22 protein-coding genes, 8 tRNA genes and 2 pseudogenes are annotated in these 25,652 nt (G+C 38.8%); 1 reads left to right on the top strand and 31 read right to left on the bottom strand.

The genetic code is table 11. The features are described from left to right. Positions 1–4: 4 nt before the first annotated feature. The 17 genes and pseudogenes from xseA to FYJ25_RS09770 form a co-directional block, all read right to left on the bottom strand. Positions 5–1,213, bottom strand: coding sequence for an exodeoxyribonuclease VII large subunit (gene xseA, locus FYJ25_RS09855; RefSeq protein WP_096239794.1), 1,209 nt, complete (start codon positions 1,211–1,213; stop codon positions 5–7). Positions 1,214–1,373: 160 nt separating this feature from the next. Continuing rightward, positions 1,374–1,769 carry a transcription antitermination factor NusB gene (gene nusB / locus FYJ25_RS09850; RefSeq protein ID WP_096241570.1) on the bottom strand — a complete coding sequence of 132 codons (396 nt, stop codon included), beginning with the start codon at positions 1,767–1,769 and terminating at the stop codon, positions 1,374–1,376. Positions 1,770–1,817: 48 nt separating this feature from the next. Further along, on the bottom strand, positions 1,818–2,204 hold the full coding sequence (locus FYJ25_RS09845; RefSeq protein ID WP_021907586.1) for an Asp23/Gls24 family envelope stress response protein: 387 nt from the start codon (positions 2,202–2,204) through the stop codon (positions 1,818–1,820). A 149-nt stretch (positions 2,205–2,353) separates the two neighbouring features. Beyond that, positions 2,354–3,013, bottom strand: coding sequence for a SpoIIIAH-like family protein (locus FYJ25_RS09840; protein WP_154581204.1), 660 nt, complete (start codon positions 3,011–3,013; stop codon positions 2,354–2,356). Then, positions 3,010–3,585 carry a SpoIIIAG-related protein gene (locus tag FYJ25_RS09835; RefSeq protein ID WP_096239790.1) on the bottom strand — a complete coding sequence of 192 codons (576 nt, stop codon included), beginning with the start codon at positions 3,583–3,585 and terminating at the stop codon, positions 3,010–3,012. Before FYJ25_RS09835 ends, FYJ25_RS09840 begins: the two co-directional genes overlap by 4 nt. 35 nt (positions 3,586–3,620) lie before the next feature. Beyond that, the gene (locus FYJ25_RS09830; RefSeq protein WP_154581203.1) at positions 3,621–4,166 is read right to left on the bottom strand and encodes a stage III sporulation protein AF; all 546 of its coding nucleotides are present in this window, start codon (positions 4,164–4,166) and stop codon (positions 3,621–3,623) included. A gap of 105 nt (positions 4,167–4,271) precedes the next feature. Continuing rightward, positions 4,272–5,423 (bottom strand): stage III sporulation protein AE, encoded by a 1,152-nt coding sequence (locus FYJ25_RS09825; protein WP_154581202.1) that lies wholly within the window; start codon positions 5,421–5,423, stop codon positions 4,272–4,274. A 46-nt stretch (positions 5,424–5,469) separates the two neighbouring features. Beyond that, positions 5,470–5,862 (bottom strand): SpoIIIAC/SpoIIIAD family protein, encoded by a 393-nt coding sequence (locus FYJ25_RS09820; protein WP_096239784.1) that lies wholly within the window; start codon positions 5,860–5,862, stop codon positions 5,470–5,472. A gap of 14 nt (positions 5,863–5,876) precedes the next feature. Next, entirely contained in the window at positions 5,877–6,071 is a 195-nt protein-coding gene (gene spoIIIAC, locus FYJ25_RS09815) for a stage III sporulation protein AC (protein WP_021907592.1), read from the bottom strand. Positions 6,072–6,140: 69 nt separating this feature from the next. Then, positions 6,141–6,592 (bottom strand): annotated as a pseudogene (locus FYJ25_RS14665) (stage III sporulation protein AB). 47 nt (positions 6,593–6,639) lie between these two features. Further along, entirely contained in the window at positions 6,640–7,617 is a 978-nt protein-coding gene (locus tag FYJ25_RS09800; RefSeq protein WP_154581201.1) for an AAA ATPase domain-containing protein, read from the bottom strand. A 100-nt stretch (positions 7,618–7,717) separates the two neighbouring features. After that, complete coding sequence (gene ilvA / locus FYJ25_RS09795; protein ID WP_334296212.1) at positions 7,718–8,944, bottom strand: threonine ammonia-lyase; 1,227 nt, start codon at positions 8,942–8,944, stop codon at positions 7,718–7,720. Positions 8,945–9,025: 81 nt separating this feature from the next. Continuing rightward, entirely contained in the window at positions 9,026–9,964 is a 939-nt protein-coding gene (ftsY, locus tag FYJ25_RS09790; protein ID WP_021907597.1) for a signal recognition particle-docking protein FtsY, read from the bottom strand. 37 nt (positions 9,965–10,001) lie between these two features. Then, positions 10,002–13,565: a chromosome segregation protein SMC gene (smc, locus tag FYJ25_RS09785; protein ID WP_154581199.1), complete on the bottom strand. Its 3,564-nt coding sequence runs from the start codon at positions 13,563–13,565 to the stop codon at positions 10,002–10,004. Position 13,566: 1 nt separating this feature from the next. Further along, on the bottom strand, positions 13,567–14,265 hold the full coding sequence (rnc, locus tag FYJ25_RS09780; RefSeq protein WP_021907599.1) for a ribonuclease III: 699 nt from the start codon (positions 14,263–14,265) through the stop codon (positions 13,567–13,569). After that, entirely contained in the window at positions 14,262–15,308 is a 1,047-nt protein-coding gene (plsX, locus tag FYJ25_RS09775; protein ID WP_096239777.1) for a phosphate acyltransferase PlsX, read from the bottom strand. The genes rnc and plsX overlap by 4 nt, the downstream gene beginning before the upstream one ends. A gap of 303 nt (positions 15,309–15,611) precedes the next feature. Next, entirely contained in the window at positions 15,612–20,348 is a 4,737-nt protein-coding gene (locus FYJ25_RS09770) for a DUF6273 domain-containing protein (RefSeq protein ID WP_154581198.1), read from the bottom strand. A gap of 62 nt (positions 20,349–20,410) precedes the next feature. Between FYJ25_RS09770 and FYJ25_RS15165 the strand changes: the two genes are divergently transcribed. Further along, positions 20,411–20,515 carry a DUF6783 domain-containing protein gene (locus FYJ25_RS15165; protein WP_408608969.1) on the top strand — a complete coding sequence of 35 codons (105 nt, stop codon included), beginning with the start codon at positions 20,411–20,413 and terminating at the stop codon, positions 20,513–20,515. 338 nt (positions 20,516–20,853) lie between these two features. Here FYJ25_RS15165 and FYJ25_RS09765 read toward each other — a convergent pair whose 3' ends face one another. The 14 genes and pseudogenes from FYJ25_RS09765 to FYJ25_RS09700 all read right to left on the bottom strand — a co-directional run bounded on the left by FYJ25_RS09765 (position 20,854) and on the right by FYJ25_RS09700 (position 25,600). Beyond that, complete coding sequence (locus FYJ25_RS09765) at positions 20,854–22,008, bottom strand: tetratricopeptide repeat protein (RefSeq protein WP_167513810.1); 1,155 nt, start codon at positions 22,006–22,008, stop codon at positions 20,854–20,856. A 74-nt stretch (positions 22,009–22,082) separates the two neighbouring features. Next, positions 22,083–22,757, bottom strand: a complete 675-nt coding sequence (locus tag FYJ25_RS09760) for a hypothetical protein (RefSeq protein ID WP_154581196.1) — start codon at positions 22,755–22,757, stop codon at positions 22,083–22,085. A gap of 359 nt (positions 22,758–23,116) precedes the next feature. Continuing rightward, positions 23,117–23,947, bottom strand: a complete 831-nt coding sequence (locus FYJ25_RS09755) for a uroporphyrinogen decarboxylase family protein (RefSeq protein ID WP_154581195.1) — start codon at positions 23,945–23,947, stop codon at positions 23,117–23,119. A 43-nt stretch (positions 23,948–23,990) separates the two neighbouring features. Further along, positions 23,991–24,173 (bottom strand): DeoR/GlpR family DNA-binding transcription regulator, encoded by a 183-nt coding sequence (locus tag FYJ25_RS09750; RefSeq protein ID WP_330578330.1) that lies wholly within the window; start codon positions 24,171–24,173, stop codon positions 23,991–23,993. Positions 24,174–24,183: 10 nt separating this feature from the next. After that, a pseudogene (locus FYJ25_RS09745) lies at positions 24,184–24,414 on the bottom strand (alcohol dehydrogenase catalytic domain-containing protein); the annotation flags it as partial. Positions 24,415–24,478: 64 nt separating this feature from the next. Beyond that, positions 24,479–24,715 carry a PfkB family carbohydrate kinase gene (locus tag FYJ25_RS09740; protein WP_154581193.1) on the bottom strand — a complete coding sequence of 79 codons (237 nt, stop codon included), beginning with the start codon at positions 24,713–24,715 and terminating at the stop codon, positions 24,479–24,481. 183 nt (positions 24,716–24,898) lie between these two features. Next, positions 24,899–24,970 (bottom strand) — tRNA-Gln (locus FYJ25_RS09735). A 21-nt stretch (positions 24,971–24,991) separates the two neighbouring features. Beyond that, positions 24,992–25,065, bottom strand: a tRNA-Arg gene (locus FYJ25_RS09730). Between the two features lie 15 nt (positions 25,066–25,080). After that, positions 25,081–25,167 (bottom strand) — tRNA-Leu (locus tag FYJ25_RS09725). A gap of 5 nt (positions 25,168–25,172) precedes the next feature. Continuing rightward, positions 25,173–25,245, bottom strand: a tRNA-Val gene (locus FYJ25_RS09720). Positions 25,246–25,252: 7 nt separating this feature from the next. Next, positions 25,253–25,326: transfer RNA gene (locus FYJ25_RS09715), tRNA-Met, on the bottom strand. Between the two features lie 30 nt (positions 25,327–25,356). After that, a tRNA-His gene (locus tag FYJ25_RS09710) sits at positions 25,357–25,430 on the bottom strand. Between the two features lie 22 nt (positions 25,431–25,452). Then, a tRNA-Arg gene (locus FYJ25_RS09705) sits at positions 25,453–25,526 on the bottom strand. 3 nt (positions 25,527–25,529) lie between these two features. Beyond that, positions 25,530–25,600: transfer RNA gene (locus tag FYJ25_RS09700), tRNA-Gly, on the bottom strand. Positions 25,601–25,652: the final 52 nt, after the last annotated feature.

The following is a 25,652-nucleotide window of genomic DNA, read 5'->3' as shown; positions in this document are numbered from 1 at the left end:
CTCTTTACTTTTTATTCTTCTTCAGATGAACCGGTATTACTTCTGCCTCTCCATCTGAAAAGGTAAGGAAAAAAGGAACTTCTTTCTCCAGCTGTTCTATGGAAGCAACCGGCCGGCCATCTTTTGTCTGTGCAAATGCATAGCCTCCCTTTAATCGATTCGTTGGAGCAAGCCCGGAAAGCTGATCTACGTATCTTGAAAACATCTGCTGACGACTCCTGTACTTTTCTTTTATGGCCTGTGATAAACGATTCTCCAAGCGCTCATAGAGCAATTTATGTTTTAAAAGCTTTCTGTCCGGTCTTCCTGCTTCAAGCTGTCTTTGTAACAGAATCATCTGCTGCCGTAACTGCGCACACCTTTGTTCTGCCTGCATATCCAATGCCTCACGATAATTTGAAAGCTTTGTAAAAATAGACTGCATATCCGGAATCGCAAGTTCACAGGCTGCAGAAGGGGTTGCTGCACGAACATCCGCACAATAGTCTGCAATCGTCATATCAACTTCATGACCAGTTCCTGATATGATCGGCGTATCTGCCTCATAAATCGCATCCGCCACCGGCATCTCATTAAATGCCCACAAATCTTCTATCGAACCACCGCCGCGGCCAATAATAATAATATCTACACCAGCTTTATCAAAATATCGTATTCCTCTCGCAATCTCTGCCGATGCTCCTTCTCCCTGCACTTTTGCCGGATAAAGGTAAAGCTGTACCGTCTGATTCCTTCTTCTTGCAATACTCCTGATATCTTCGATTGCCGCTCCGGTAAGCGCCGTAACAATTCCAATCTTTTCCGGGTAAGCAGGTAAAGGTTTCTTTCTTTCAAAATCAAAATAACCTTTTTCGGCAAGCTCCTGCTTGAGTCTTTCATAGCGGACATACAATTCCCCCGCTCCTGCCAGTTCGATCTTTCGGACATATAACTGATAGGTACCTGCCTGTTCATACACCGAAATATTTCCGCAAGCCTCAATCAGCTGCCCATCCTCCAGATGAAAAGCAAGTCCTTTAAACCGGTCAGAGGAAAACATAACACAGCGCAGTGTACTCTTTTCATCTTTTAAAGTAAAATAAATATGCCCGGACGAATGATACTTACAGTTTGAAACTTCTCCCTTTAAATAAATCTTCTTCAGTGCATAGTCACTTTCAAAAATACGATGAATATAAGAATTGATCTGTGTTACAGAAAAAATATGCTTCATTAATATAAACCACCTCAATGTACTCCGCAGTTTCCATTCTCGCAGAGCGTTTTTTATATTACCGGAACACCGTTCTTCGTAAAAGTAAAAAAGCGGCAGAGAATTCTTCCTGCCGCCTCATTCTTTTTCAATTATCCAGGTACAGGTCACGAATTATTCGCTATGCCAGCTTCGCAAGAACTCCATTTATAAAGCGGGGAGCTTCCTCACTGCAATAAATCTTCGCAAGCTCTACGGCCTCATTGATGGCAACTCCCGTAGGAATATTCGCATCATTTGTAATCTCATATACTGCAAGACGCAGGATAGCCAGCTCCGGCTTTCCAAGTCGTTCGAGTCTCCAGCCTTCACAAATAGAATGAATCTTGTCATCAATCTCCGGCAGACGCTTTAAAATGCTTCCGATCTTTGTCTCGATATAGAGCTGATCTTTCGCTTCTACATCCGGTCTTTCTTCAAAATACCACTTCATCTGCTCCTGCAATTCTTCCTGTGTATTAAATTCTATACGAAACAGTAAAAGAAAAATAGTTTCTCTTACCTTTCTTCTGGACATCTTCATGTGTCAAACCTCCGTTATCTTCAGTGTATTCTTGTAGTCAGTCTATTCATAATCCATCTGGATTCCGGCTATACGGATATTCACTTCAGAAACCGTAAGTCCTGTCATCGTTTCGATGGCACTCTTTACTTTATCCTGTACTTCCTGAGAAGTCTTCGGAATGCTCACACCATAATTCAGTACAAGATTCAGAGTAACATCTACCTGTGTTCCTGTGATCGTAACTTTCACGCCTTTAGACAGCTTCTTCATTCCAAGCTTACTAACAATCTCATTCGTAATATTCCCGGACATCTTGGCAACTCCATCTGTTTCTGTTGCCGCCAGACCGGCGATTACTGCAACAACCTCATCTGCGATCTGAACCTGTCCAACATCTTCTATGTTATAAACCGTATGATTTATCTTTGTATCTTTTTCTTTTCCCATGGAAACCTCCTTTTGTCTACAGCTCATAGAAAAGCACCTTCCATGTGCATAAAAAACACATGGAAAGTCTCTTAATAAAATGTAAACAATTTTATATCGATTTATTCTATAATTATAACAGACATCCCTGTTTTTGCAACAGAAATCTTTTAACTTTCTGTAGTCTGCATTTTGCTGATGATCAGCTGACTGACACTGTACCCTGTTTTTCTTGTTACAATATCCTCAATCTGCGCGCGATCTGCAGAAGAAAGTTCTTCATAATTAAGAACAACATCCACACTGTCAGCTCCAATAGATACTACCGCATTCTCAAATCCTTTTGAGGCCAAAAGCTGTTCTGTTGCTGCTTCTTTTTCCATGATATCTGCAAGTTCTGCCAATTTATCTACTGCTTCTTTTTTGGCGCTTTCACCTACAGAATCACTATTGATAATCTCATTAAGTGATTCTTTTGTTTTTGAATGGGTCTGCTCTCTTTCCATTCTTGCTCCTGCCACATACTCACTGACCTGTGCCTGTGTAAGAACTGCTCCTCCTATTGTTTCTGTACTGCCGGCAGTCTGTGATTCTTCTGATACTTCATCTGAATTTTTCTCCGCTGCGTTTTGGGAACTTTCTGCTTTTTCTTTTATAAGAGAATCCCCATCTGAAATATCCATAGTATCAATCGTTTCCACCGAACTTCCAGACTTTTGATCCCCGTCTTTTGATGCATTTTGCTCTGTAAAATTCAGATAGCCTGCTACCGCAATCATAATCGCTAACGCCGTAATGGCAATTTGATTTTTTTGAAATACTTTTTTCATTTTGCACCCTCCATTTTTAACACTTTGATATGATTTGCTGAAACCCCAAACAGCACCTGCGCTGCCTCAAGAACCGATGCTGCTACCACTTTATTTTCCGCCCCTTCACAGGAAATGATAATTCCCGCGATTTCCGGTTCCAGTTCCTTTACAACATAGGGAGCAGAATTCCCCACACTGTCCGAAAGAATCGTCTCTTCCTGCCTTTTCTCGTTTTTATTTGTTTTTTGCGTATCACTGTTTTTTTCCTGTTCCGTCTGCCTCTCTTCCGACAGATCTTTATTTAAAACAGACTCTTTTGAAGATTTTAAAGTAATCATTACTTCCACTCTTCCTACACCATCCACATTTTCAAGGATATGTACTAATTTATTTTCAAGGGCACTCACATATGCATCATTTTGATCTGTCTGTACCGTCTTTTCTTCTTTTTTTTCTGTTTTTTCAGAAATTGCATTTTTCCATTCAGAAAAATTTGCCAGCAATAAGATAATTCCGGCAATCGCTATTAAAATGATTTTTTCTATTCCTATTTCTTTTAAATTCATTTTTTTCGGTACTTTCTCTCCCATATTTATTCCACCTCTATTCCATCCCTATTCTATCTCTATTCCACCTCTATCTGAATATCAGACTTTTTAAGATTATATAACTGCATCATTATTTTTTTGATTTTTTCTACAGTTTCTGTCTGTACAGACCCAATCTGTTTCTCAGATTTTTTATATTTTTCATTTTGTAAAGTTTTCAAACTACCTTCTATCTCTAATTTTTTGATATGTTCTTTCGCACTGTCCCAGCGAAATGTTACTTTTTTTACTGAAATCCCATACTGCTCCGCCACCTCTTCAATCTGCTTTTTGTAAGCCGCCTCACATTCCTTTTGTACAACTGCTTCTACTTCACTCAATTCTTTAGAATATTTCATCCGGTTCCGTTCACTTTGCCATTCTTTTTGTAAAAAGGAAGCATAAAAATACGGCTCTGTGCCAGCGAAATCTATGACAGGTTTTAATAAGCACAACACTAATAAAAAGCCTGAGAAAAAACGATAATATTTTTCATAAGCAGTTTTTTGCATCAGGTTATCACAGAGCAGCAACAGGATATTCATATATAAAATTATTTTTAACCAGCTCTTTATATACTCCATGTTTCCACTTTCTCCTATTTCTTCTCCTATTTTTTTCTTTTTCACTTCTTTTTTTACTTCTTATTTCTCTCTTTTTTGCTTTTTATTTTCTTACCCGCTTCGGCATTACCCTGTATAATTCGTTGTCAGGGAAGTAAGTGCAATCACAACAATAAACAACACAGAAGACATGCATAAGACTTTTATCATTAATGTTCCACACTTCACTGCCGCATTAATACATAATATAAATCGCTCATCTGCTATCGGTTCAAGTACAACAGATAACAGGAAGTATAAGAAAATATAGATGAATAATTTTACGAGCGGCAGCAATAAAATAATAAGCAAAAACAAGATTCCTGCCGCTCCTACTGCATTTTTTATAACAAGAGAAGAACCGATCGCTGTGCCTGCCACACTTTGAACGATAGAGCCTGCTCCCGGAATCAATCCGATCATTTTATTAAGTATACTGTTTTTCGCGCCATCAAAAGACGGTGCTATCATTGTTTCTAGTAAGTGAAATCCAAAAAGAAGAAAAAATATGACTTGTATTCCTTTTGCTAAAAGAAAATATAATCCCTCACACAATTTTGAAATATTCTGTTTTTGAGAGAAATGGCTGATTAATTCTAATAGAAAATAGTATTGAAGCAACGGAAGAAATACATTTAAAAATATCCAGTTTAAAAAAAGCACTACGATCATAAAGTATTCATAAAATACAATGCCTGTAGAAAGATTCCCTGAAAGGGAGACTGCCAGGGTATATACCGGCAGCAATACTTTTAAAAAAGAAGAAAGCAAAACAACGGTGTCTTTAAACATCGCTATCATAACTGTAAAATTTGTAAAAATTATCGAAAAGACAAGAAAATAAGAAATTAAAAATCCACTGTCGGATACGCCATAAGACTGAAACGCGGATGAAATATTCGAAAATACAGAAGCAAACAAAAGAATTCCTGCCAGTTCCCCGATGAATATCTTTGATGAGAAAATCTCCTGCAATACTGCTCCCGTCATCCACTGTCCTATTTCTTGTGCCGCCTCTGTAAACCGCATGGAAACAAGCTTTTGAAAAATTGAAGTAAAGTCCGGATAGTCCCTCTCGTCAAGCTGCTCGATTTTTCTTGAAAGGGCGGTAATATCAATTTCCTCTTCTTTCTGGGTTGTCTGTGCCTGAAGAGTAAGGACCGAAATGCTGGTGAAAAACAGGATAAAAAAAAGAATTCCGACAATTTGAAAACTTTTATAGACACTTCTTCTTTCCAAATGCTCACCTGCCTTTCTTCTTTTGCTTTCCTTGTTTTTTAACTACTTAAGAAGATACTAGGAGATATTCTACAGTCTCTAGTAATGATTGGATAATTGGAATACTTAACAGTAAGATCGATACTTTCCCTATCGTTTCTATCTGAAAGGAAATAGAACGGTACCCCAGATCTTCACATATATTTGAAGCAATCTGACAGATATATGCAATCGCCAGCAATTTAAATAATATTTTTATGTACATATTATTTATCGGTATTTCTTTTTGTAAACTCTGCACAAATTTTAAAACTTCCTCTAATCCAGTTGTCAGATACCCTATCAGAAAAAGACAGATTCCTAAAAGTACAGGAATACTGTATTCTGGCTTGAATTGCTTTGTAATCATCACAAGAATCGCCCCTGCGATACCGATTAACACGATTTTAAAAACAAGCATGTCATCTCACTCCTTTACAACTCAAACAGACTGTATATTTCAGAAAAAAGTTCGCTGATGCATGGTATGATCCATGAGATCACTATAAAAAGTCCTGCCAGTGATACAAGAAATGCCTGTTCTTCTCTGCCGGAATGTTTCAAAACCTGTCCCAGTATCGTTACAAGAATTCCGACCGCAGCTATTTTAAAAATCAATTCAATCGTCATAGTTTTCTCCTTTTCTTTCTGTGTACTCACAAAATCAAAGGAAGAAATGACTCCCGGAGTACATCGATTTTAAAAAAGTAAGATTACTGCCAATGTTCCCATACAAAGACAAAAAACAAGGACAACTTTCTTTTTTCCGGTATATTCTTTTTTCATTTGACAAATCCTTTCATTTAAAAATACAGACAGCTGTCTCATTTCTTCCTGCTGATAGTACATATCATCCGAAAGGAGATTCCTTCCTGCATTCAAAAACATTCTTTGCTCTTCCTTGGATAATTTTTCTTTCCATACTTTTTCTAATATTTTTTCATAAATATTAAAAAAGCTTTCCTCTATATTTTTAGATAACGCAAGAGAAAGTTCAAAAAAAAATTATGCCAGAGACTGTCGGTACGTTCACTCAATTCTCCAAATAAAAGGGGCAATGGTGTTCTTGTATTTCGGATTTCCGATTCAAGAATTCTGTACAATAATTCCCCCTCTTCTAAAAGCCGGATATGTTCTGCATCACGCTCCATAATCTTTACTCCAAAAAGATAGGAAGCCATAAGGATAAAACATGCACCTAATAATTTTGCCATAACAACTCCTCTCCTTGTTTCGCATATATACGAATCCTTCTCTCTGCTTTTTTTCCTTTTTCTAAATATATGTACCGTTCAAAAGGAAATTGTTTCAAATATTTTCCAACTACCGGCCGAAAAAATAAATCCTGTAGAGAACTGCCATGAATCGTCATTAAAAGTTTACATCCGCAATTTCTCACATAAGCTAATGCTTTCATATCCTCTTTTCCCCCAATTTCATCTGCCGCAAGAATTTCCGGTGTCATCGTTCGAAGCAACATTAACATCCCTTCCGCTTTTGGACAATGATCCAGTAAATCAGTCCGTTTTCCCAGATAAAATCCTTCTCCCATCCTTGTGCGGTTTCCGATTTCGCTCCGTTCATCGACAACGGATACATTTTTCCCGGAAATACTTCCTGTGCCATCAGATAATAAACGAATCAGATCTCGTAAATACGTTGTTTTTCCACATCCCGGAGCAGAAATTAGTAATGTATGGCAAAATTCTTCTCCTTCAAATAACCATGGAACGATTGGCAACGCACAATTTTTCACTTCTCTTGCCACACGAAGATTTATAGAAGAGATATTTTTTATCTGTGGTTTTTCTATACCATCATAATAATATTTTCCACACAGACCTGCCCGATGTCCTCCTTTTAACGTAATATATCCTTCCCCGATTTCTTCTTTATAAGCAAACACAGAATACTGGCTTAACTTTTCAAAAATAATTTTTAGTTCTTCCGGTGACAAAATCCAGTATTCTTCTTGTTTTTCTTCTTTTTCTCTTTCTCCACATCCTTCTTGTTTTTGTAAAAAATAAGATTCTTCTGCCGTCACGATGGAAATCGGAAGTCCTGTCCGGAGACGAATTTCTGTTACCTCTTCAAAGGAAACCTTTTCTTCTATTCTTTTTCTTAATTTTCCGGGGAAAATCCGAAGCAATTCTTCCTGATCAACTTTTTCTTTCACAACTGCGCTCCTCTCAAAAATAGCTGTATAAAGAAAAAAACAGCCTGTTTCTATAATATATGAAACAGGCTGTAAGATATGTTATTTTTTCATCTATCGTTTATTGGTATACCCCTCTGGTTGTTCTTTCTTTTGGCTGAAAACCAGCAGAACGTAACGCTTCGATGATCTTTTGTTTATGTTCATGGCCAAACGCTTCCATTGTAATCGTAAGTTCTACAGAGCTGTTACGATTTACGCTGACAAACTGGTTATGCTCAAGTTTAATAACGTTACCCTGCACATCTGCAATTACTTTCGATACTTTGTTAAGCTGTCCCGGCACATCCGGCAGTAAAACAGAAACGGTAAAGATTCTGGAACGCTGGATCAGACCGTTTTGAACAACGGAAGCCAAAGTGATAATATCCATATTTCCACCACTTAAAATCGAAACCACTTTCTTTCCTTCTGGTTTTAAATGCTTTAATGCAGCAACTGTAAGCAGTCCAGAATTCTCCACAAGCATCTTATGGTTTTCTAAGATATCCAGGAAAGCAACGATCAGTTCATCGTCTGCAATCGTGATGACATCATCAAGATTCTCCTGAAGATATGGGAAAATCGTCTCACCCGGTGTCTTTACTGCAGTACCGTCTGCAATCGTATTTACATTTTCAAGTGTTACCGGATGACCTGCCTTTAAAGATTCCTGAAGACAATTTGCCCCTGCCGGTTCTACTCCAATTACTTTAATCTTTGGATTCAACATTTTTGCAAGGGTAGAAACACCTGTAGAAAGTCCGCCACCACCAACTGGTACTAAAATCGTATCTACGGTAGGAAGTTCCTTTACGATTTCCATGGCAATCGAACCCTGTCCGGTTGCCACTTCTAAATCATCAAACGAATGTACAAAAGTATAGCCATGCTCTGCTGCCAATTCTTTTGCTTTCTCACATGCTTCGTCATAAACATTTCCATGGAGAACGACTTCTGCCCCAAGTTCCTTTGTACGGTTCACCTTTAATAAAGGCGTTGTTGTCGGCATAACAACGATGGCCGGCGCTCCAAACTTTCTTGCTGCATAAGCAACACCTTGTGCATGATTACCTGCGGAAGCAGTAATAAGTCCCTTTGCCTTTTCTTCATCACTTAATGTACTGATCTTATAGTAAGCTCCGCGAATCTTATACGCTCCGGTAAGCTGAAGATTCTCCGGTTTAAAATAAACTTTATTTCCTGTCATCTGTGAGAAAAAATCACTCTGCACCAGATTGGTAGGTAAAACAACTTCCTGCACTCTCTCATAAGCTTCTTCAAATTTATCTAATGATAATTTTTCCATCATAATTATGTATCCCTCCATGATGTTATAACAGTATCGGTCATATCTCTTAAACAATGATCTATATAAAAATAATTGTTTTTATTCATCTTCCTCTGGTTTTTCAAAAAGTGCGTTTACAAAAGAATCTGCATCAAACTTCTGTAAATCTTCAATCTTTTCTCCGATTCCAATATATTTTACTGGAATACCAAGTTCGGACTGAATTGCAATAGCAATACCACCCTTTGCGGTTCCATCAAGCTTTGTAAGAACAATACCGGAAATATCCGATACTTCTTTAAACTGTTTCGCCTGTACTAAAGCATTCTGACCGGTTGTTCCGTCAAGAACAATTAATGTCTCAAGATAGGCTTCTGGAAATTCTCTTTCAATGACTCTCCGAATCTTAGAAAGCTCGTTCATAAGATTCTTCTTATTATGCAGTCTTCCCGCTGTATCACATAAGAGAATATCGGCATGTCTTGACTTTGCTGCCTGACAAGCATCGTAAATAACCGCTGCCGGATCGGAACCTTCCTGCTGTGCGATAATATCTACCCCAGCTCTGTTAGACCATTCCGTAAGCTGCTCAATCGCTGCCGCACGAAAAGTATCTGCTGCCGCCATAATTACTTTCTTATTCTGTGACTTTAACTGTGCGGCAAGCTTACCGATCGTTGTTGTCTTTCCTACACCATTTACTCCGATCACGAGAACAACGGAAGTACGGTTTTCATATTCATACGCTGTCTCGTCTACTGCCATCTGTTTTTTAATAATATCAATTAAAAGCTGACGACACTCTGCCGGTTCTTTAATGTGTTCCTCCTTCACCCTTGCCTGTAAATCTTCAATAATGTTCATTGTCGTATCTACTCCAAGGTCTCCCATAATCAGAATTTCTTCTAATTCTTCATAGAAATCATCATCTATTTTAGAAAATCCATGAAAAATAGAATCAAGACCTGATGCAATATTCTTTCTTGTTTTTGTCAGCCCACTGACTAACCGGCTAAAAAAGCCCTTCTTTTCTCCCATAATTACTCCTCTCATAACCTGCAAAAAATACTGGAAATTAATTCAGATCCTTATCGATCAAATCTACAGAGATTAACGTAGAAATACCCTTTTCCTGCATAGTGATTCCATATAAGGCATCTGCCGCGTTCATTGTTCCTCTTCGGTGCGTGATCACAATAAACTGCGTATCTTTCGATAACTTCTTTAAATATTTGGAAAAACGAACGATATTCGCATCATCCAAAGCCGCCTCAATCTCATCAAGAAGACAGAACGGCGATGGTTTTAAATTCTGAATCGCAAAAAGTAAGGCAATCGCTGTCAATGCCCTCTCCCCACCAGAAAGAAGCATAATGTTTTGCAGTTTCTTTCCCGGTGGCTGTGCAATAATGCGGATACCACACTCTAAAATATTTTCCGTATCCATCAATTCAAGAGAAGCCGTTCCTCCCTCGAACAGATTCTGAAATACAGTAGTAAACATCTGCTGAATACTTCCAAATTCCTTTGTGAACTGTTCCTTCATTGCCAGATTCAGTTCATCGATCATCGTAAGAAGCTTTGCTTCCGCTTCTTTGATATCATCATACTGTCCCTTTAAAAATTCATATCGCTCGCCAACTTCTTTATACTCTTCAATCGCATTGACATTAATATTTCCAAGGCCTTTGATCTGTTTTTGCAGTTCTTTTTTCTGTCTGCGGTGCTCCGCTGCATCCTCTGCTTTTAATTCATAATGCTTTAATGTAAGCGCCTGATTGTAAGTAAGCTCATAACTTTCCCACATATAGTCTATCTTACTTTCTAAATCTTCTTTCATGCGCTCCTGTCTGGAAGATAACTTTGAAGCTTCTTTCTCAAGAATCAACAGCTTATCATTCTCGCTTTCTAGTTCCTGGAAAATCTGATTCTGCTTTTTCATAGCAGTAGAACGCTGCTGTTTTAACTCTTCAAGCTTACCGGAAATATCCTCCATCTGTATAGTAATCTCCTGCAACGCTGTTTGCAACAACTTTTGTTCTTTTTCATAAGAAATATTTTCTTCTGTAAGACGGCTCGTTTCTTTTTTATTTTCTTCTAAAGAACTCTGGAGACTTTCTGTTTCTTTTTCAATACGTTCCTGATCGTTTTGCAGATACGCAAGCTCCTGACGTTTTTTTGAAAGAGAAAGACGAAGTTCATTCTTTTCTGTTTCTACATCAGAAACTTCTTTTTTTATCTCTGCAAGCTTTTCTTTCAGTGAATCAAGAACCGAATGATTCTTTTCATGAATCTGCTCGTTATCTTCCTGCTCTTTTAAGAGTGCTTCCTTTTGAGAACGAATATCATCAATCTGTTCTTTTAAAACCCGATGTTCTTCCTTTAACGAAGCAATTCGTTCTTTCAGCTCTTCCTTTTTCCTCTCCATATCCGGAATCTGATTATTCAGGTCATGGAGAACAAGGGATGCCTCATCAAGCATTGCCTTTTTCCGTTGCTTCTCTTCTTCTAGTTTCTGCTGTCGTTCTTTTAGATCTGCAAGAGAACTCTTTCTTTCTTCCCAGGCAGCCTTTGCCTTTCTTAACGTCTCTTTACATTCTTCGATCTCACGCTTTCGCCCAAGCAGATTACCGGAGTGCCGGAAAGCTCCACCTGTGATCGCACCACCGGGATTAAGTAACTCCCCGTCAAGTGTTACCAGACGAAGACTGAAATTATTCTTTCTCGATAATGCCAGTGCGTGATCTATGGTATCTACAACAACCGTTCTTCCAAGTAAAGATTCTACTAATGCCTGGAATCGTTCTTCTACCTGTACTAACGTGCTGGCAATTCCAATTACACCTTCATCCTCTAAAACAGCCGGAGAAATCGTACTGTTTCTTCGGCGGATATTCGTAAGCGGTAAAAAAGTCGCTCGGCCAAACCGATTCTTCTTTAAAAACTGAATCATTTTTTTGGCTGTTTCGTTATCTTCCGTAACGATATTTTGTAAAGCGCCTCCAAGAGCGATCTCAATCGCTGTCTCATACTTTTCCGGAAGAGCAAGAATATCAGCAACAACACCGATTATGCCTGGATTTACACCTTTTTGTTCCATAATACGGCGAATCGACTGATTATATCCATCGTATCTTTCTGAAATATTGACAAGTGTCTCATAACGAGACTTTGTTCGAAGGTACTCCTGATTTAAGTTTCCCATCTCATCCTGATAATTCTGCTCCTTCTTCTGAAGAGACGTTCCTTTCTCTTCAAGCTCTTGGTACCGTTCTTCCTGCTCTTTAAACACTCGTTCTGCCTCAGACTGCTGTTTTTGCAGTTTTTCTGCTGTTTCATTATATTCTTTTAACTCTGAATTAAAAGAAATGTAACGGCTGTTATACTCTGCGTTACGAATCTCAAGCTGTTCCTCCATTGCCGCATACCGACTGAGTTTCTCTTTTGTATCAGAGCTACTGTTCATAATGGAAAAGAGCCGATCATTCTCCCCGGAAATTCTTTTCTCACAAGACTCCTGTTCTTTTCTTTTTACAACGATAGATTCCTCAAGAGCATCTAAGGCTTTCTGCCCCTGTTCTATCTCTTGTCCTTTTTCTGTGATCGTTTTCTTTAACTGTCCGACTTCTTCGATCTTTTTCTCTTTTTCTTCCAGACTTTGTTTCTCTAAGTCCTCATAATGCGTAATCAGAAGCGTATTGGATTCTGCTTTATGAGAAAGAATAAGAATCTCATTATCTTTTTCTTCTTTCTTTCGACGAAGTTCCTCTTTCTCAGATTCTTTTGTCTCAAGACTATCTGTTACTGCCTGTGTCTGTTCCTGAAGCTTTCCATTCTTTTCTTTAATCTTTTCATAAGTCTTCTTTGTCTCTTCTAAATCGCCAGAAACAATCGTATACTGCCTCTCATTTTCTTCCTGTTCCTTTTTCAGACGCTCATAATCATATAAAAAGAGGTGTGTATCAATATCTTTTTCTTCATCACGAAGCTTTAAATATTCTTTTGCTTTTGCACTTTGCTGTTCTAACGGACCAACCTGCTTTTCAAGCTCTGCTAAAATATCTGTGACACGCTCTAAGTTCTGACGTTCCTGCTCTAGCGACTTTTCCGTAACTGTACGATTCTTCTTATACTTTGCGATACCTGCTGCTTCATCAAACAACTCACGACTATCTTCGATCTTACCACTTAAGATTTTCTCAACCTGACCCTGTCCGATGATTGAATAACCTTCTTTACCGATACCGGTATCATAAAATAACTCTACGATATCTTTTCTTCGACAGGAACTTCCATTAATCAGGTATTCACTCTCCCCGGAACGATATACCCTTCTTGCTACCGTAACCTCTTCATAATCAAGAGGGATGATTCGATTCGCATTCTCAAAGGTAATCGCTACATAAGCAAACCCCATCGGTCTACGGCTCTGCGTTCCTGAGAAAATGACATCTTCCATCTTCGCTCCACGAAGCTGTCTTGCACTCTGTTCTCCTAAAACCCAGCGCACAGCATCTCCAATATTACTCTTACCGCTTCCGTTTGGTCCTACAATACCTGTAATTCCCTGTGGAAATTCAAAAACGATCTTATTGGCAAAGGATTTAAATCCATTAATTTCAATACTCTTTAAATACATGCTACACCCGCTGCTTTTTTAACAGTAGTATGGTCTGATAAGCGGCAATCTGTTCCGCTCCTTTTTTCGTTTTTCCTTTTCCGATTGCATACGTCTTGCCACCAATTCTAGTCTCAACAGTAAACTCCTTGGCATGATCTGGCCCTGCTTCTCTTGTAAGCACATACTGTAAGCGAGAATCCGGTCCCGCCTGTACCATTTCCTGCAAAATCGTTTTCGCATCGTAAAATAACGATTTATCTTCTACATCCTTTAACAGGTGATTATGAATAAAAAATCTCGCCTTATCCATACCGCCATCTATATAAATCGCACCGATCAATGCTTCAAATGCATCTGAAAGAATCGAATCCCTTTCTCTTCCTCCCGTAGCATCTTCTCCCCTGCTTAAAAGGATATACTTTCCAAGTTCTACGTCTCTTGCACAGATCGCTAATGTATACTCACAAACGAGACTGGAACGAAGCTTCGTAAGACGGCCTTCATTATAAGATGGATATTCCCTGAATACATAATCGGAAATCGTAACTTCTAAAACAGCATCCCCTAAAAACTCCAAACGCTCATTATTCGCCTTTCTGCGTCCTCTCTGCTCATTCGCATAAGAGCTGTGTGTCATCGCCAATGCCAAAAGCCGTTTATTCGTAAAAGAATACCCTATCTTCTCTTCTAATCCTTTAAATCGTTCTGCCTTAATCATTCCTGTTCGCCTGCCTTTTCTTTTTTTGCCTGTTCGATTTCTTCTGCAAGATGCGCTACGATCTTCTCGTTAATCCGCTGTTCCTTGAATGTAACACACTGGAAGATTGCCTTCTTTGTCTCCTTTGCCTTCGCACTTCCATGAATCTTTACAACAAGTCCCTTTAAACCAAGAAGCGGCGCTCCGCCGTACTCTGTCGCATCAAATGTTTTCAATGTCTCTTTTAATGCAGGCTTTACTAAAAGACCTCCAAGCTTGCTTCTCGTTGTAGACATCATTCCCTCTTTAATTATCTGGATCAATGTACTTGCAAGACCTTCCTCAAGTTTTAAGATTACATTACCAACAAAAGCTTCTGTTACGATAACATCTGCTTCACCCTTTGGAATATCCCTGGCCTCAATACTTCCGATAAAATTAATATTCTTACAAGCCTTTAACAGTGGGTATGTCTCCTTTACAAGCGCATTCCCCTTCGCTTCTTCCGCACCGATATTTACAATGGCAACACGAGGATTCTTCACACCAACAACATCTTCCATATAAATAGAACCCATCTGGGCAAACTGTAAAAGATGTTCCGGGCGGGCATCTACATTCGCACCACAGTCAATCAACAGAGAAACTCCCTTCTCTGTTGGTGTAAGCGGTGCAAGCGGTGCTCTCTTCACACCTTTTCCCTTACCGATCAGTACCTGTCCTCCGACAAGAATCGCCCCTGAACTGCCTGCAGAAACAATCGCATCACACTCACCGTTCTTCACAGACTTAATCGCTACAACTAAAGAAGAATCCTTCTTCTTCTTAATTGCGATAGCCGGTGCTTCATTACAGCTAATCTCCTCCGTCGTATGCGTAATCTCAATCTGTTCCTTATTATAAGTATACTTATGAAGCTCTGCTTCAATCTTATCCCTATCTCCAAAAAGGCGAAGCTTGATATCCGCTCTCTCATTAATCGCATCAATCGCACCTTTAATAATCTCACCCGGTGCATTGTCTCCACCCATCGCATCAATCGCTATTACATTCTTAAAGTCCATAAAAGCTCCTTTCTTTTTTAAGAAAGTACTCTCGGAAAATCATTTTACAAAAACCTTCCGAGAATACTTTGTTGCAAATAAAGTCAAAGATTAGAGTAACACAATTAAGGGAAGATTTCAAGAATATTGATGGTTCTTTAAACAGACAGACCCCGGATAAGGGAGCACTATCCTATCTGCCTTGCAGCTGCATTTAGGATAATCCCCTCCTGTCCAGGGTTCTGCTTTTTTGACCGAATAAATAATCAATATCTTGATACTACCGATCCTTTTGTAATTTTTCTTTTTTTATAATACAAATTACTATTTTTTTATTTTAATTTTTACGGTATGTTTCTTTCCGCTGCCATCCGTTGCCATCGCTGTGATTTTAACTGTTTTTCCTCTGGCGGCCTTTTTAGTTGTCACGATTCCCTTCGCATTTACGGTAGCGTATTTTTTGTTGCTCGATGTCCAGAGAAGTTTTTTATTGGCTTTCTTTGTGGCAGTTACTTTGGCTTTCAGTTTAAGTTTCTTTCCTGCTTTTACTGGCTTACTTCCTGTAATCTTAACTTTCTTTACAATACCTCTCATGGATGTAATCTTCCAGGAAGCATATTTCTTACTTCCATCGGTTGCTGTTGCAGTAATCGTTACTTTCTTACCGCCAGTTTTCTTTTTCACTGTAACGACTCCACGCTGGTTTACCGTTGCAACCTTTGGATTGCTGGACTTCCAGATCAGCTTTTTATTGGATGCGTTATCTGGTAAAACAGTCGCTTTTAAAGTAATTTTTCTGCCTGCGGCAATTTTTTTGGAGATTGCAAAGAGGCGGATTGATGACACTGATTTCATATTATCATTTGTATCCGTATTTGCTTTCGTATTGTCCGTTTTTACATTTTCTACCGTAATTGGCATAACTACTTTTCGTCCAATACCGACTTCTTCATAAAGAATTTCCAGTTGCTTTTTGCCTGTTTTAGACATATCGATATTTTTCACATTTGTTGTATAACCTGTTACTTTTGCCTTGCTTCCATCAGTGTATACTGCGGTCACTTCCAAATCATCCATATTTAGCTTCTCGCCTTTAGTATAAGTAACCTTTGTTTTTGTTGCGGTGAGATAATCCAATGTTTTTAATTCTTCTGTTCCTACATAAACAAATGCTGTATTATCAGACTTTATGCTTTCTTCTGCATCTCCGCTAACTTCCATGTAAACCGTATCGCTTCCAAGTTTTTTCAATTCTTCTTTTGTAAATGTTTTTTCTACCGAATTATAGAATTCCACATTTCCAAGATTTATTGTTTTTAATACTTTACCAGAAGCATCCCCAGCTTTTAAAGTAAGTGCTGCTGTCGTATCAAAGGCACTGTTATTATCTATCACAGCTGTAATATTATCTTCTTCTTGTTTAACAGAAAGTGCAAGTTCACTGCCAGCTGACTGAATACTTTTTGTAGAATCTGCTGTTGTATTTTCACCAGACATTGCTTCCACTTTTAATGTTTCTTTCGCTGCCATAGTCTTAGGTACCGTAAAGTTCACCGTAACGTTTTTTGTCTCTCCCGGTGTCATTCCGCCATCCAGATTTGTCTGTCCAATGACTTCGCCATTATAGACAATCTGAATACTTCCCTCATTATTGTTCATTAATCCATTGTTTTTTACTGGCACTGTAATAGAGGCATCCTTGTCCGGCATCAATTCCTCTTGTGTGTAATCAATATCCCCGATAACAAGTCTGCTTTGTGGAACAACAGAAGTGATGCATAAATCTGTATTTTCTGTCACAGTATTCTCTGTAATATCTACATCGGTTCTTGTAAATAAATATTCATACGCCGTCCCATTCCAGATACCACTCGGCACTGCTGCATAACCTTCTAAATCTGTTAAAGTAACTGGTTCGTAAACTTCTCCATCTCGTATTACGTAGGCATACAGATTCCTTCCTGTTTCTTCTGCATTTTCTTTCTCCGATGAACAGATGAGAAGCTGGCTATCCTCACCATCTACTACCGTATAATCTGCGGAAATAACCGCATCGTCTTCTATATAGCTTTCTACCGCTCCATCTATAGCATCAATATAGTTTAAGGAACTGCCTTCCGCATCCTGTGCATACCATAAAAGAACGGAACTTCCATCTATTTTTGCAAAAGAAGGAGAAAGATTCTGGCCATTTGCTGCAATGGTTGTTCGTCCTTTTGCATTAACCGCCGTCAGTTGTACCTGCGGATTTTCCTCGGTACCAGAATTCAACGTATAAGCTGTCACTACATCATTATCCAAATTGCCAATAGCAACAGACTGTACCGGTTTATTCTCTTCTGATAACTTCTTTGTTGTAAATGCATTTCCATTTAAAGATGCAAGATAAACTGTATTTGTTCCGGTTCCCTTTAAAATATCGTTCGCACTATTGCTGTTCCATGCAATATATGGCACATGATTTTTCACTGTAATAGACGGATGTAAATCCGCAATGGCATTATCCGTAATAGCCGGATACTTTGTCACTGTTCCTGTATTTCCATTTAATGCGATTTTTGCTGCCTGAACTTCGGTCTCGGCTGTAAGCTTTGTCATAAAATCTTCAGCTTCCGCTTCTTCTGGTGTAAAAATCCGCTTTGCATTAATCCATGTAACGTATATATTCTCCCCATCTACTGCTGCTACCGCATCAAAATCTGCCGTTCCGTCATCGTCAATCATCTTAGGTATACTCCACCCATTTTGTTCATTGTAAATAGAATATACTACCGCTGTATGATTCCCTGTTGTTCTGTCACCCATGTCCGTTGTAAAAATAAGGAGTTTCTTTCCACTTGCCGTCTGCAAAAGCTGCGGCTTTGCACTGGCATACACATCAGACAGCAATGTTGTCACTCTTCCAGATATATTTTTTGCAGAAGCAGCACGCTTTATCGAACGTGGCTTCGCTGTTTGTTCTGCAACGGCAGAACCATCCCACGAAGAAGAATCTACTCTTTGTATTTCATAATCTTTCGCCTCCGGTTTTAACTTCGGCAATACTCTGGCATACATTCTGGCTTTTGACTTCTTCTTTGAAGAATAATAATCCAATGAACCACTCAGAAGCTCTTTTTCATAAGAAAAGCATAACGCCTTTGCACTAACTCCCAACGCTCCCTCTAAAGAGGCTGTTATATCATTATCCTTCCCATCTGATTCTACTGTAACAAGGTTCTTTGCTTCTCCATAAACAGAAATATCTGCAATATAAGAAACACCGATACCTCCCGTAAGACGTACACTCGGAATAGTAAGCTCTACTTCCCCTTTGGTATACACTTTACTCTTATTAAAATCAAATCCTACAGAAAAATCCGCTTTAGCACCAGCCGTTCCCTTTACTTTAATCACTACCGGAACAACCACCACAACCGTCTGCCATTCCTGGCTTGCCGTTCCTTTTATTTCAACAACTAGCTTTCCTCCTGCAGATTCGACTCCGTTTGTCTTCGTGATTGTTCCTTCCACATATCCATAAGCCTTCATTTCCGGTTCTACGCTCATCCCCATAGACGCGGTTCCAAACTTAGAGGCCAAAAGAGAGTTAATTCCTTTTCTATAGGATTCATTTTGCGTTTCCACAAACTTTTTAAACGTTGTCCAGTCCTCCTTATTCATATCCTGAACACCGATTCCAATTCGATATGTATTGTCCTCCCTCTTAAAAGTAACTGGAATCGTTCCATAATCAAGAGAAATATCCCCACCACCAAGGATTGGAATATTCTCTGGAATCGTAAATTCTACACCACCGTCAATCTCAATATCTACATTACTCTCCTCTGTTCTGGTTCCTGTGGCCGTTCCTGGTTTGTCGGGCTGTGATGGCTGGTCTGGGGCATCGGGAGTATCGGGTTCACCTGGTTCACTTGGTTTTACTGGATTATCTGTTCCGCTCTCCCCGGATTTCATAGCATCAGAGCATACCGTTCCGGCGTAAGAGTAGAGATTAGAGGATGAGAGATTCAAATGCAAAGCGGGACGCATACCGTCATCATCATCGTTGACATCTTCACCATTCCTATCGACCCAGCCAATACTGCCCATCGCGGCCGCACCACTATTATAACTGCCCGGCGAACGGAGACACCACCAAATATTTTCATTGTATTTTGTATACTCCGCATCTGTATCATAACGTCTCCACGTCCCCATCGCATAAGCATAGGTACTACATCGGCTTCTTCTCGCTTCATCATATGTATCATAGTCCTTTACAAATCCATAGCCTGCTGCCGTAGCTGTGTTATAGACTTCTGATTCAGAGAGAAGGAATACTTTATCCGAGGTATTCTTTCCACCGGCTGTTCCGTAATTAATATTATTGTTATTTACAACACTGGTTGTTTTTATGGCACTTCTTTGCGTAGACGTGAAAGCAGAATTAATAAAGTTCTTTCTGCTGTAGTCCGTCCCCGGCTGGTTAACAGATGTTCCGTAACCATTCAGCCAGCTTCGCATACTGCTCGTTTCCCATGTCACTTTTGCATAATCCGTATTATACTTCTGATCATCTAAAGCGATGTCCGCAAGAAGAAGTGCATCACTTCCATTCCTGTTTAAAACACGCCATTTGATTGATTCATACTTAAAATAATGGTAGGTTTTATAATTATAATTCCAGTTATATTGTTCCTCATCATCACTGGTAGCATACGTCGCATCTTCCCCCTTTAATCTGCGATACTTTGTTCCCCCAATCGTAATATCATTATTGTCATCCCATCCTGTTGCATTTTTCAATGCATTATAAATATTACCATCTTTGGATGTCACTTCGCTTTGCGGATAACTTCCAAAGTACACACAGTCCCAGGTAACCTTCTGTCCGGCATCCATGGAGGAATCTTTTACGATTCTTGGGTTGCTTATATTCTCTGCCGCATTGACCTTTGGCAAGGTTACCGGGATATCCGCGAAACTGACTCCCTGTGGACAGAATCCTGCCAGCATTGCTACCGATAAAATAAATGCTGTTATGCGGGATAGGTTGATGTGTTTCCGTTGTTTTTTCATAGACTTTCCTCACTTTCCCCTTAAACGTGTTTGAAAAATGTTTTCCGTAAGATTCCTTTACAATTTGTGGAAGATTTTACCTAAATGATGACGGCGTAGCGAGCTACGTCAACCGAATGAAGGTAAATTCAAGAATACAAATTGATATGTGTGGATTGCAGGGATGATTTTTCAAACATGCTCTAAAATATAGACTTTGCTATTTTAAGAATAGCGTATCATTTTCTTCACCAAAATTCAATAGGGTGTGTCTAAATGGTTGATTTGATGACACTTTTGGTAAAAGAATTCTGATCTGTAGATTTTATGTAGACGAAAAAAGAAAAAATACGATATCCCATCTGCTCTGTAGTCGCTGTGCTTAAAATGCTCATCCGCATTTTAAACACGCTCCGAAGCCGCATCTGGGATATCGTATTTTTTCTTTTTTCTGTCTAATTTAAATCCAAAGTTGGTAAAAATGGGAATTCTCCAGAAGGGCATGGTTTTTTATTTGCAGGCTATTTTATCTGATATCAAATTTATACTTCCCGATATCTTTTGTTTCTTTTTTGCTGACAAATACCCACTTTCCTTCATAATATGCAATCGTTACAATGGTATTATATTCTAGTTTATCAAGAATCGGTACTGCCCAGCCTTGTGGGATCATTTCATATTCTTCCTGTGTTTTTATATCTGTCATTATATATATCTCATTATGCTTATGGGTATACTGTACATTTTTTAATACAACAGGAATTCTTGGATGTGGCTCATTCCAGGCTACTGTTTCATGGTTATATTCATCCTCGACCTGTGCCTGTATACTTTTTAAAGCTTCCTTACTCATGCTTCCATTATTACAATAAAGTATCGCTGTTTTGTTTTTCCCTGTAATAAGACTTACCAGTGCTGCCGTATTACAGATTGCTCTTGCTTTCCCCCATCCTAGTTCTGTTTCATGATTTTCAGACTTTATTAATATGAATGGACTTTCTAACAGTTCGTCTTCTTTTAGGAAGATTGCTTCTCCTACTTTCATTTCGGAAAGGCAACGATACTTTCTGCGGTGATCTACATCTGATATCTTTACATTTCCTGTTTGTGTAAAAGATGTTTCCTCTTGTTTTATGGTAGCGGTATCTTTCTTCTCTTCTTCGATTATGGAAATTTCTTCCTCAACATCTTCTTCAGCGGCTTTTTGATACCACTCTTCCGCTTTTTCCATATCTTCCTCTACTCCGATACCATGCTCATAAAACTGTCCTAATTTATAAGCGGCATCCGGTCTGCCCTGTTCTGCTGCCAATGTATACCATCTTCTTGCCTTTTCCATATCTGCTTCTGTACCTTTACCCATCTCATAGCAGCGTCCCATATTATACTGTGCTTTTGCATAGCCTTGCAATGCAGCCTTTTCTCCCCAGTGAATCATTTCACCATAATCTTTCTCCACACCTTTCCCATAGCCATAAAAATGAGCAAGTAAGGTCTGGGCCGGAGCATATTCCTGCTCCGCTGACTGCACACAATACTCTACTGCCTTTTTCATATTCTGACTGGCACCTTTTCCGTTCGCATAGGCTCTCGCCAAATGATACTGTGCATCCATATCACCGGACTTTGCAAGCTTCTTCCATTCTTTGACCTGTTTGCTCTCAAAACTAAATAATCCCATATTCCGTCTCCCCCTATTACGGTGCATTGATTATACTTTAACAATGTTATTATAGCACAAAAAACAGAAAAAAGTTACATTTTCTTTAATATAATTCCTTTAATGTTAAATCCATACACAGATTTTTTATTCTTCTTCAATGTGAGAATTACTTTGCCAAGTGGCTGCATGCTATCTGTATAAGAGTCGTACATATTAACTTTAAAGACAACCTTCCACTTTTTCCCTTTCTTTGTCACAGACTTTAACTTATATACTGGTGACTCTTCTCCCCATTCTCCTACTGCCAGTTTTACATAATTTGAATTACAACGCACCACTAATTCTTCCGGGACATCCGGCTCTGTCTTAAAAGGCAGCGAAGCAATTCTCGCATTCGCACCAAAAAGTTCCTGCACTCTCTGTGAAAATGCAAAATTTGTAATACGGCTCTGTCCTTCTAAAATCTGTCTTCCTGCTGCAATATTCTGCTTTTCGAGAGAAGTAAGCTTTATCTTTTTTGATTCTCCGCTCTTCATGCTGTAATTTAAACGAACACTGTAAAAAAGCTGTGTTGCTTTTAATATATTATTCATCTGCTTCTTATATTTTTTCGTCATATCTGTATTTTGAACATTCTTATTACTTTTTAAATCTGCAGAAGAGCTTTTTTTCGTCTTTGCGGCAAATCCTGTGGCAGGGAAAACAATAATCAAGATTAACACAAAAATAAAAAAGCTTCTAAAAAGCTTTGACATACTACATTTCATATCTTTCATCATCCTTTACTATCTATTGCATCTCTTTTTTATTACTTTTGCTATTTTATTCCTCTTCTGCAAAAAACTCAACCCAACGGCTTTCCTGATTTTTACTATTTACTTCCTGCTTATAAGATCTCTCTCTTTCATTTATTTCATCAAGATTTATTCAAGTCGAGCAGCCGTCACTCACCACCCGAAAGATGTGGGAGTCTTCTCGACTGAGATAAAACAAAAAAGAATTTCCTGCTACATTAAATGTAAACTCTGAGCAAATATTAGTATAACACTCATTTGCTATCTCTTATAATACCTTTACATTTGTTATAGCAGGAAATTCTTTTTCGTCTGTTCCCCTGTTAAATTAATTAAATTGTAAGAATATGAATTTTTTTTGTACTATTTTTCTTTTGATGAATACAATGCTGTCCCACAAAATGTATAGAGGGATTATGTGCCGCTTCTGTTAAACTCTCAAGATATTCTTCCCGGGTTACGAGGTATTCTTCTTCCTTTGCCATCTGTAAAGCAAGCATAGAGTTTGATAACTTACCACAAAGATGCACTACGCTGTTTTGTAGAAATCTCTCACTTTCTTTTAAAAGTAAAACTGCCGCTCTCCCACTACATTCTCTAAAATACTTTTCCCCGACCATATCTGCTGTTCCTACCGGTTCTGCTAAAGAAATTATATGGCAGCCTGCATTGATGGCGGCTTCTAAATACTTTGCTTCCTCAAATGCGATTTTTTCTAATATATGATTTAAATGTTCTGTTTTTGTCTGCATCGATGCATATAGTTCCATCGGGTTAATGAGTGCCGATACTATAGAAAATGGCGCCTCTGCTTCAAGAATAACTGTTTCATTTTTTAACTGTTTTATAACCTCTATAACGGCTTTTATATGAGGATTTTTCATTAGTGTAAGCTGTTCCGGTTTTATTTCCTCTAAACTGGAAAATGGATACTCTCCTGTTGTCCAAAAGTTTTTTCTCTTTATAATACCGGCTCCAAGAACAGCTCCCTCTATATTCTGAACAAGAGGTACAACAATTTCTTTTCTGTTTTCTATCTGTTTCCATACAAGTAAGACTCTTTTCATTGCCTCTGCATTTGAAAGAATAGATAGATCTTCCTCCCAGATCTGTAAGGGCATCTTTCTTAAATCATTTCCACTGCATTTCCATGTTTGTTCCATATCTTTTTTCCTATAGCTGTTTCAATTACTGTATTTTACTTTTTTATAAAACGATTACCTGATTCTTCTGACATTCTTCTAAAAGATCTTCTGGTAATTTTCCATCGGAAATAATGAGATCCACATCTGAAATATCACATATTTTATAGGAACATTTTTTACCAACTTTAGATGAATCCATCAGAACAATCACCTGATCTGACTGATGCATTGCAGTAGATTTTATAAAGGATTCATACCTTTATGATATCACCGGCAAATTCATGTCCCATGATTGCCGGATGCTCTGCCACATCCCCATGAACACGTTTATGCTCTGTACCAAGAATAGCACATTTATAGGTAGACATACAGATACTATCTGAAATAACTTTTACAAGAATTTCATCATCTGTAATTTCCGAAAGTTCAAATTCCTCCAGACGAAGATCGTTAGCTCCATGAAGTCTTACACCTTTTGCTTTCATAAATAATTCTCCTTCCTATGATAGCGAATAAATATAGTATTTTGCAATATATTTTTTATTTTTACTACATTGTATGCATTGCTACTTTTGAAATCAATTCACTGATTACTTCATACTCTGCAGCTTGTGTTCCACTGCACATTACATTTGCCGCACCCGTTGCTGTAGAAAGACGAACGGTTTCTTCTAAACTCATCCCTTTTTCTTCTGAAAGTGCCAGTGCTGCAATAACACTGTCTCCTGCACCTACCGTACTTCCAACTGGTACTTTGTTAAAATAAAAAAAATTTTTATTTTTCAAGAAATATACTTTTGAAACAACAATTTTAATATAAAAGAATACTCCATGTATTCCCGAAATCTTTTTTCAATATAAAATCAAAGAATGAGCATGCGTATTTTCGCAGAGTGTTTTTTCTTTATAAGAACGCAGTTTTCTTTCCTGTAAACAAAAAAAGACACATGAAGTGTCTTTTTACTAAAACAGCGCTACCAGGATTCGAACCTGGAAATGCTGGAATCAGAATCCAGTGCCTTACCATTTGGCGATAGCGCTATATTATGATATGTAATTAAACGTGGGCAAGAGGATTCGAACCCCCGACCTTTTGGTCCGTAGCCAAACGCTCTATCCAGCTGAGCTATGCCCACAAATTCTTTAAAGTATGCCGGCGATCGGAATCGAACCGATACGGGAGTATAAGTCCCGCAGGATTTTAAGTCCTGTGCGTCTGCCAGTTCCGCCACGCCGGCATATATGGGACCTACAGGACTTGAACCTGTGACCCTCTGCTTGTAAGGCAGATGCTCTCCCAGCTGAGCTAAGATCCCATGTAAGTAGCGGGAATAGGATTTGAACCTACGACACCGCGGGTATGAACCGCGTGCTCTAGCCAACTGAGCTATCCCGCCATATAAATATTTATAAAAATGGAACTACAAGGTGGGTAGAGGGATTCGAACCCTCGGCCTCCAGAGCCACAATCTGGCGCGCTAACCAACTGCGCCACACCCACCATATCAGAACCATCTGATAAACGTGCCTGGAGGGATTCGAACCCCCGACCCACGGCTTAGAAGGCCGTTGCTCTATCCAGCTGAGCTACAGACACAGAAGCGGGTGATGGGAATCGAACCCACGTATCTAGCTTGGAAGGCTAGTGTTCTACCATTGAACTACACCCGCAGATATCGGGGTGACAGGATTCGAACCTGCGGCCTCTTGATCCCAAATCAAG

It is taken from the genome of Anaerobutyricum soehngenii, assembly GCF_009697165.1.
GTDB lineage: Bacteria > Bacillota > Clostridia > Lachnospirales > Lachnospiraceae > Anaerobutyricum > Anaerobutyricum soehngenii.
This window is presented reverse-complemented; position numbering and strand designations above follow the sequence as displayed.

What these genes read in the sequence shown, in the direction of transcription:
- FYJ25_RS09845 (WP_021907586.1), bottom strand. Translation starts at nt 2,204, where the DNA reads ATGGGAAAAGAAAAAGATACAAAGATAAATCATACGGTTTATAACATA.
- FYJ25_RS09830 (WP_154581203.1), bottom strand. Translation starts at nt 4,166, where the DNA reads ATGGAGTATATAAAGAGCTGGTTAAAAATAATTTTATATATGAATATC.
- FYJ25_RS09760 (WP_154581196.1), bottom strand. Translation starts at nt 22,757, where the DNA reads ATGAAATGTAGTATGTCAAAGCTTTTTAGAAGCTTTTTTATTTTTGTG.
- ftsY (WP_021907597.1), bottom strand. Translation starts at nt 9,964, where the DNA reads ATGGGAGAAAAGAAGGGCTTTTTTAGCCGGTTAGTCAGTGGGCTGACA.
- FYJ25_RS09835 (WP_096239790.1), bottom strand. Translation starts at nt 3,585, where the DNA reads ATGGGAGAGAAAGTACCGAAAAAAATGAATTTAAAAGAAATAGGAATA.
- ilvA (WP_334296212.1), bottom strand. Translation starts at nt 8,944, where the DNA reads ATGGAAAAATTATCATTAGATAAATTTGAAGAAGCTTATGAGAGAGTG.
- nusB (WP_096241570.1), bottom strand. Translation starts at nt 1,769, where the DNA reads ATGTCCAGAAGAAAGGTAAGAGAAACTATTTTTCTTTTACTGTTTCGT.
- FYJ25_RS09840 (WP_154581204.1), bottom strand. Translation starts at nt 3,013, where the DNA reads ATGAAAAAAGTATTTCAAAAAAATCAAATTGCCATTACGGCGTTAGCG.
- smc (WP_154581199.1), bottom strand. Translation starts at nt 13,565, where the DNA reads ATGTATTTAAAGAGTATTGAAATTAATGGATTTAAATCCTTTGCCAAT.
- plsX (WP_096239777.1), bottom strand. Translation starts at nt 15,308, where the DNA reads ATGGACTTTAAGAATGTAATAGCGATTGATGCGATGGGTGGAGACAAT.
- spoIIIAC (WP_021907592.1), bottom strand. Translation starts at nt 6,071, where the DNA reads ATGACGATTGAATTGATTTTTAAAATAGCTGCGGTCGGAATTCTTGTA.
- FYJ25_RS09820 (WP_096239784.1), bottom strand. Translation starts at nt 5,862, where the DNA reads ATGCTTGTTTTTAAAATCGTGTTAATCGGTATCGCAGGGGCGATTCTT.
- xseA (WP_096239794.1), bottom strand. Translation starts at nt 1,213, where the DNA reads ATGAAGCATATTTTTTCTGTAACACAGATCAATTCTTATATTCATCGT.
- FYJ25_RS09770 (WP_154581198.1), bottom strand. Translation starts at nt 20,348, where the DNA reads ATGAAAAAACAACGGAAACACATCAACCTATCCCGCATAACAGCATTT.
- FYJ25_RS09765 (WP_167513810.1), bottom strand. Translation starts at nt 22,008, where the DNA reads ATGGGATTATTTAGTTTTGAGAGCAAACAGGTCAAAGAATGGAAGAAG.
- rnc (WP_021907599.1), bottom strand. Translation starts at nt 14,265, where the DNA reads ATGATTAAGGCAGAACGATTTAAAGGATTAGAAGAGAAGATAGGGTAT.
- FYJ25_RS09755 (WP_154581195.1), bottom strand. Translation starts at nt 23,947, where the DNA reads ATGGAACAAACATGGAAATGCAGTGGAAATGATTTAAGAAAGATGCCC.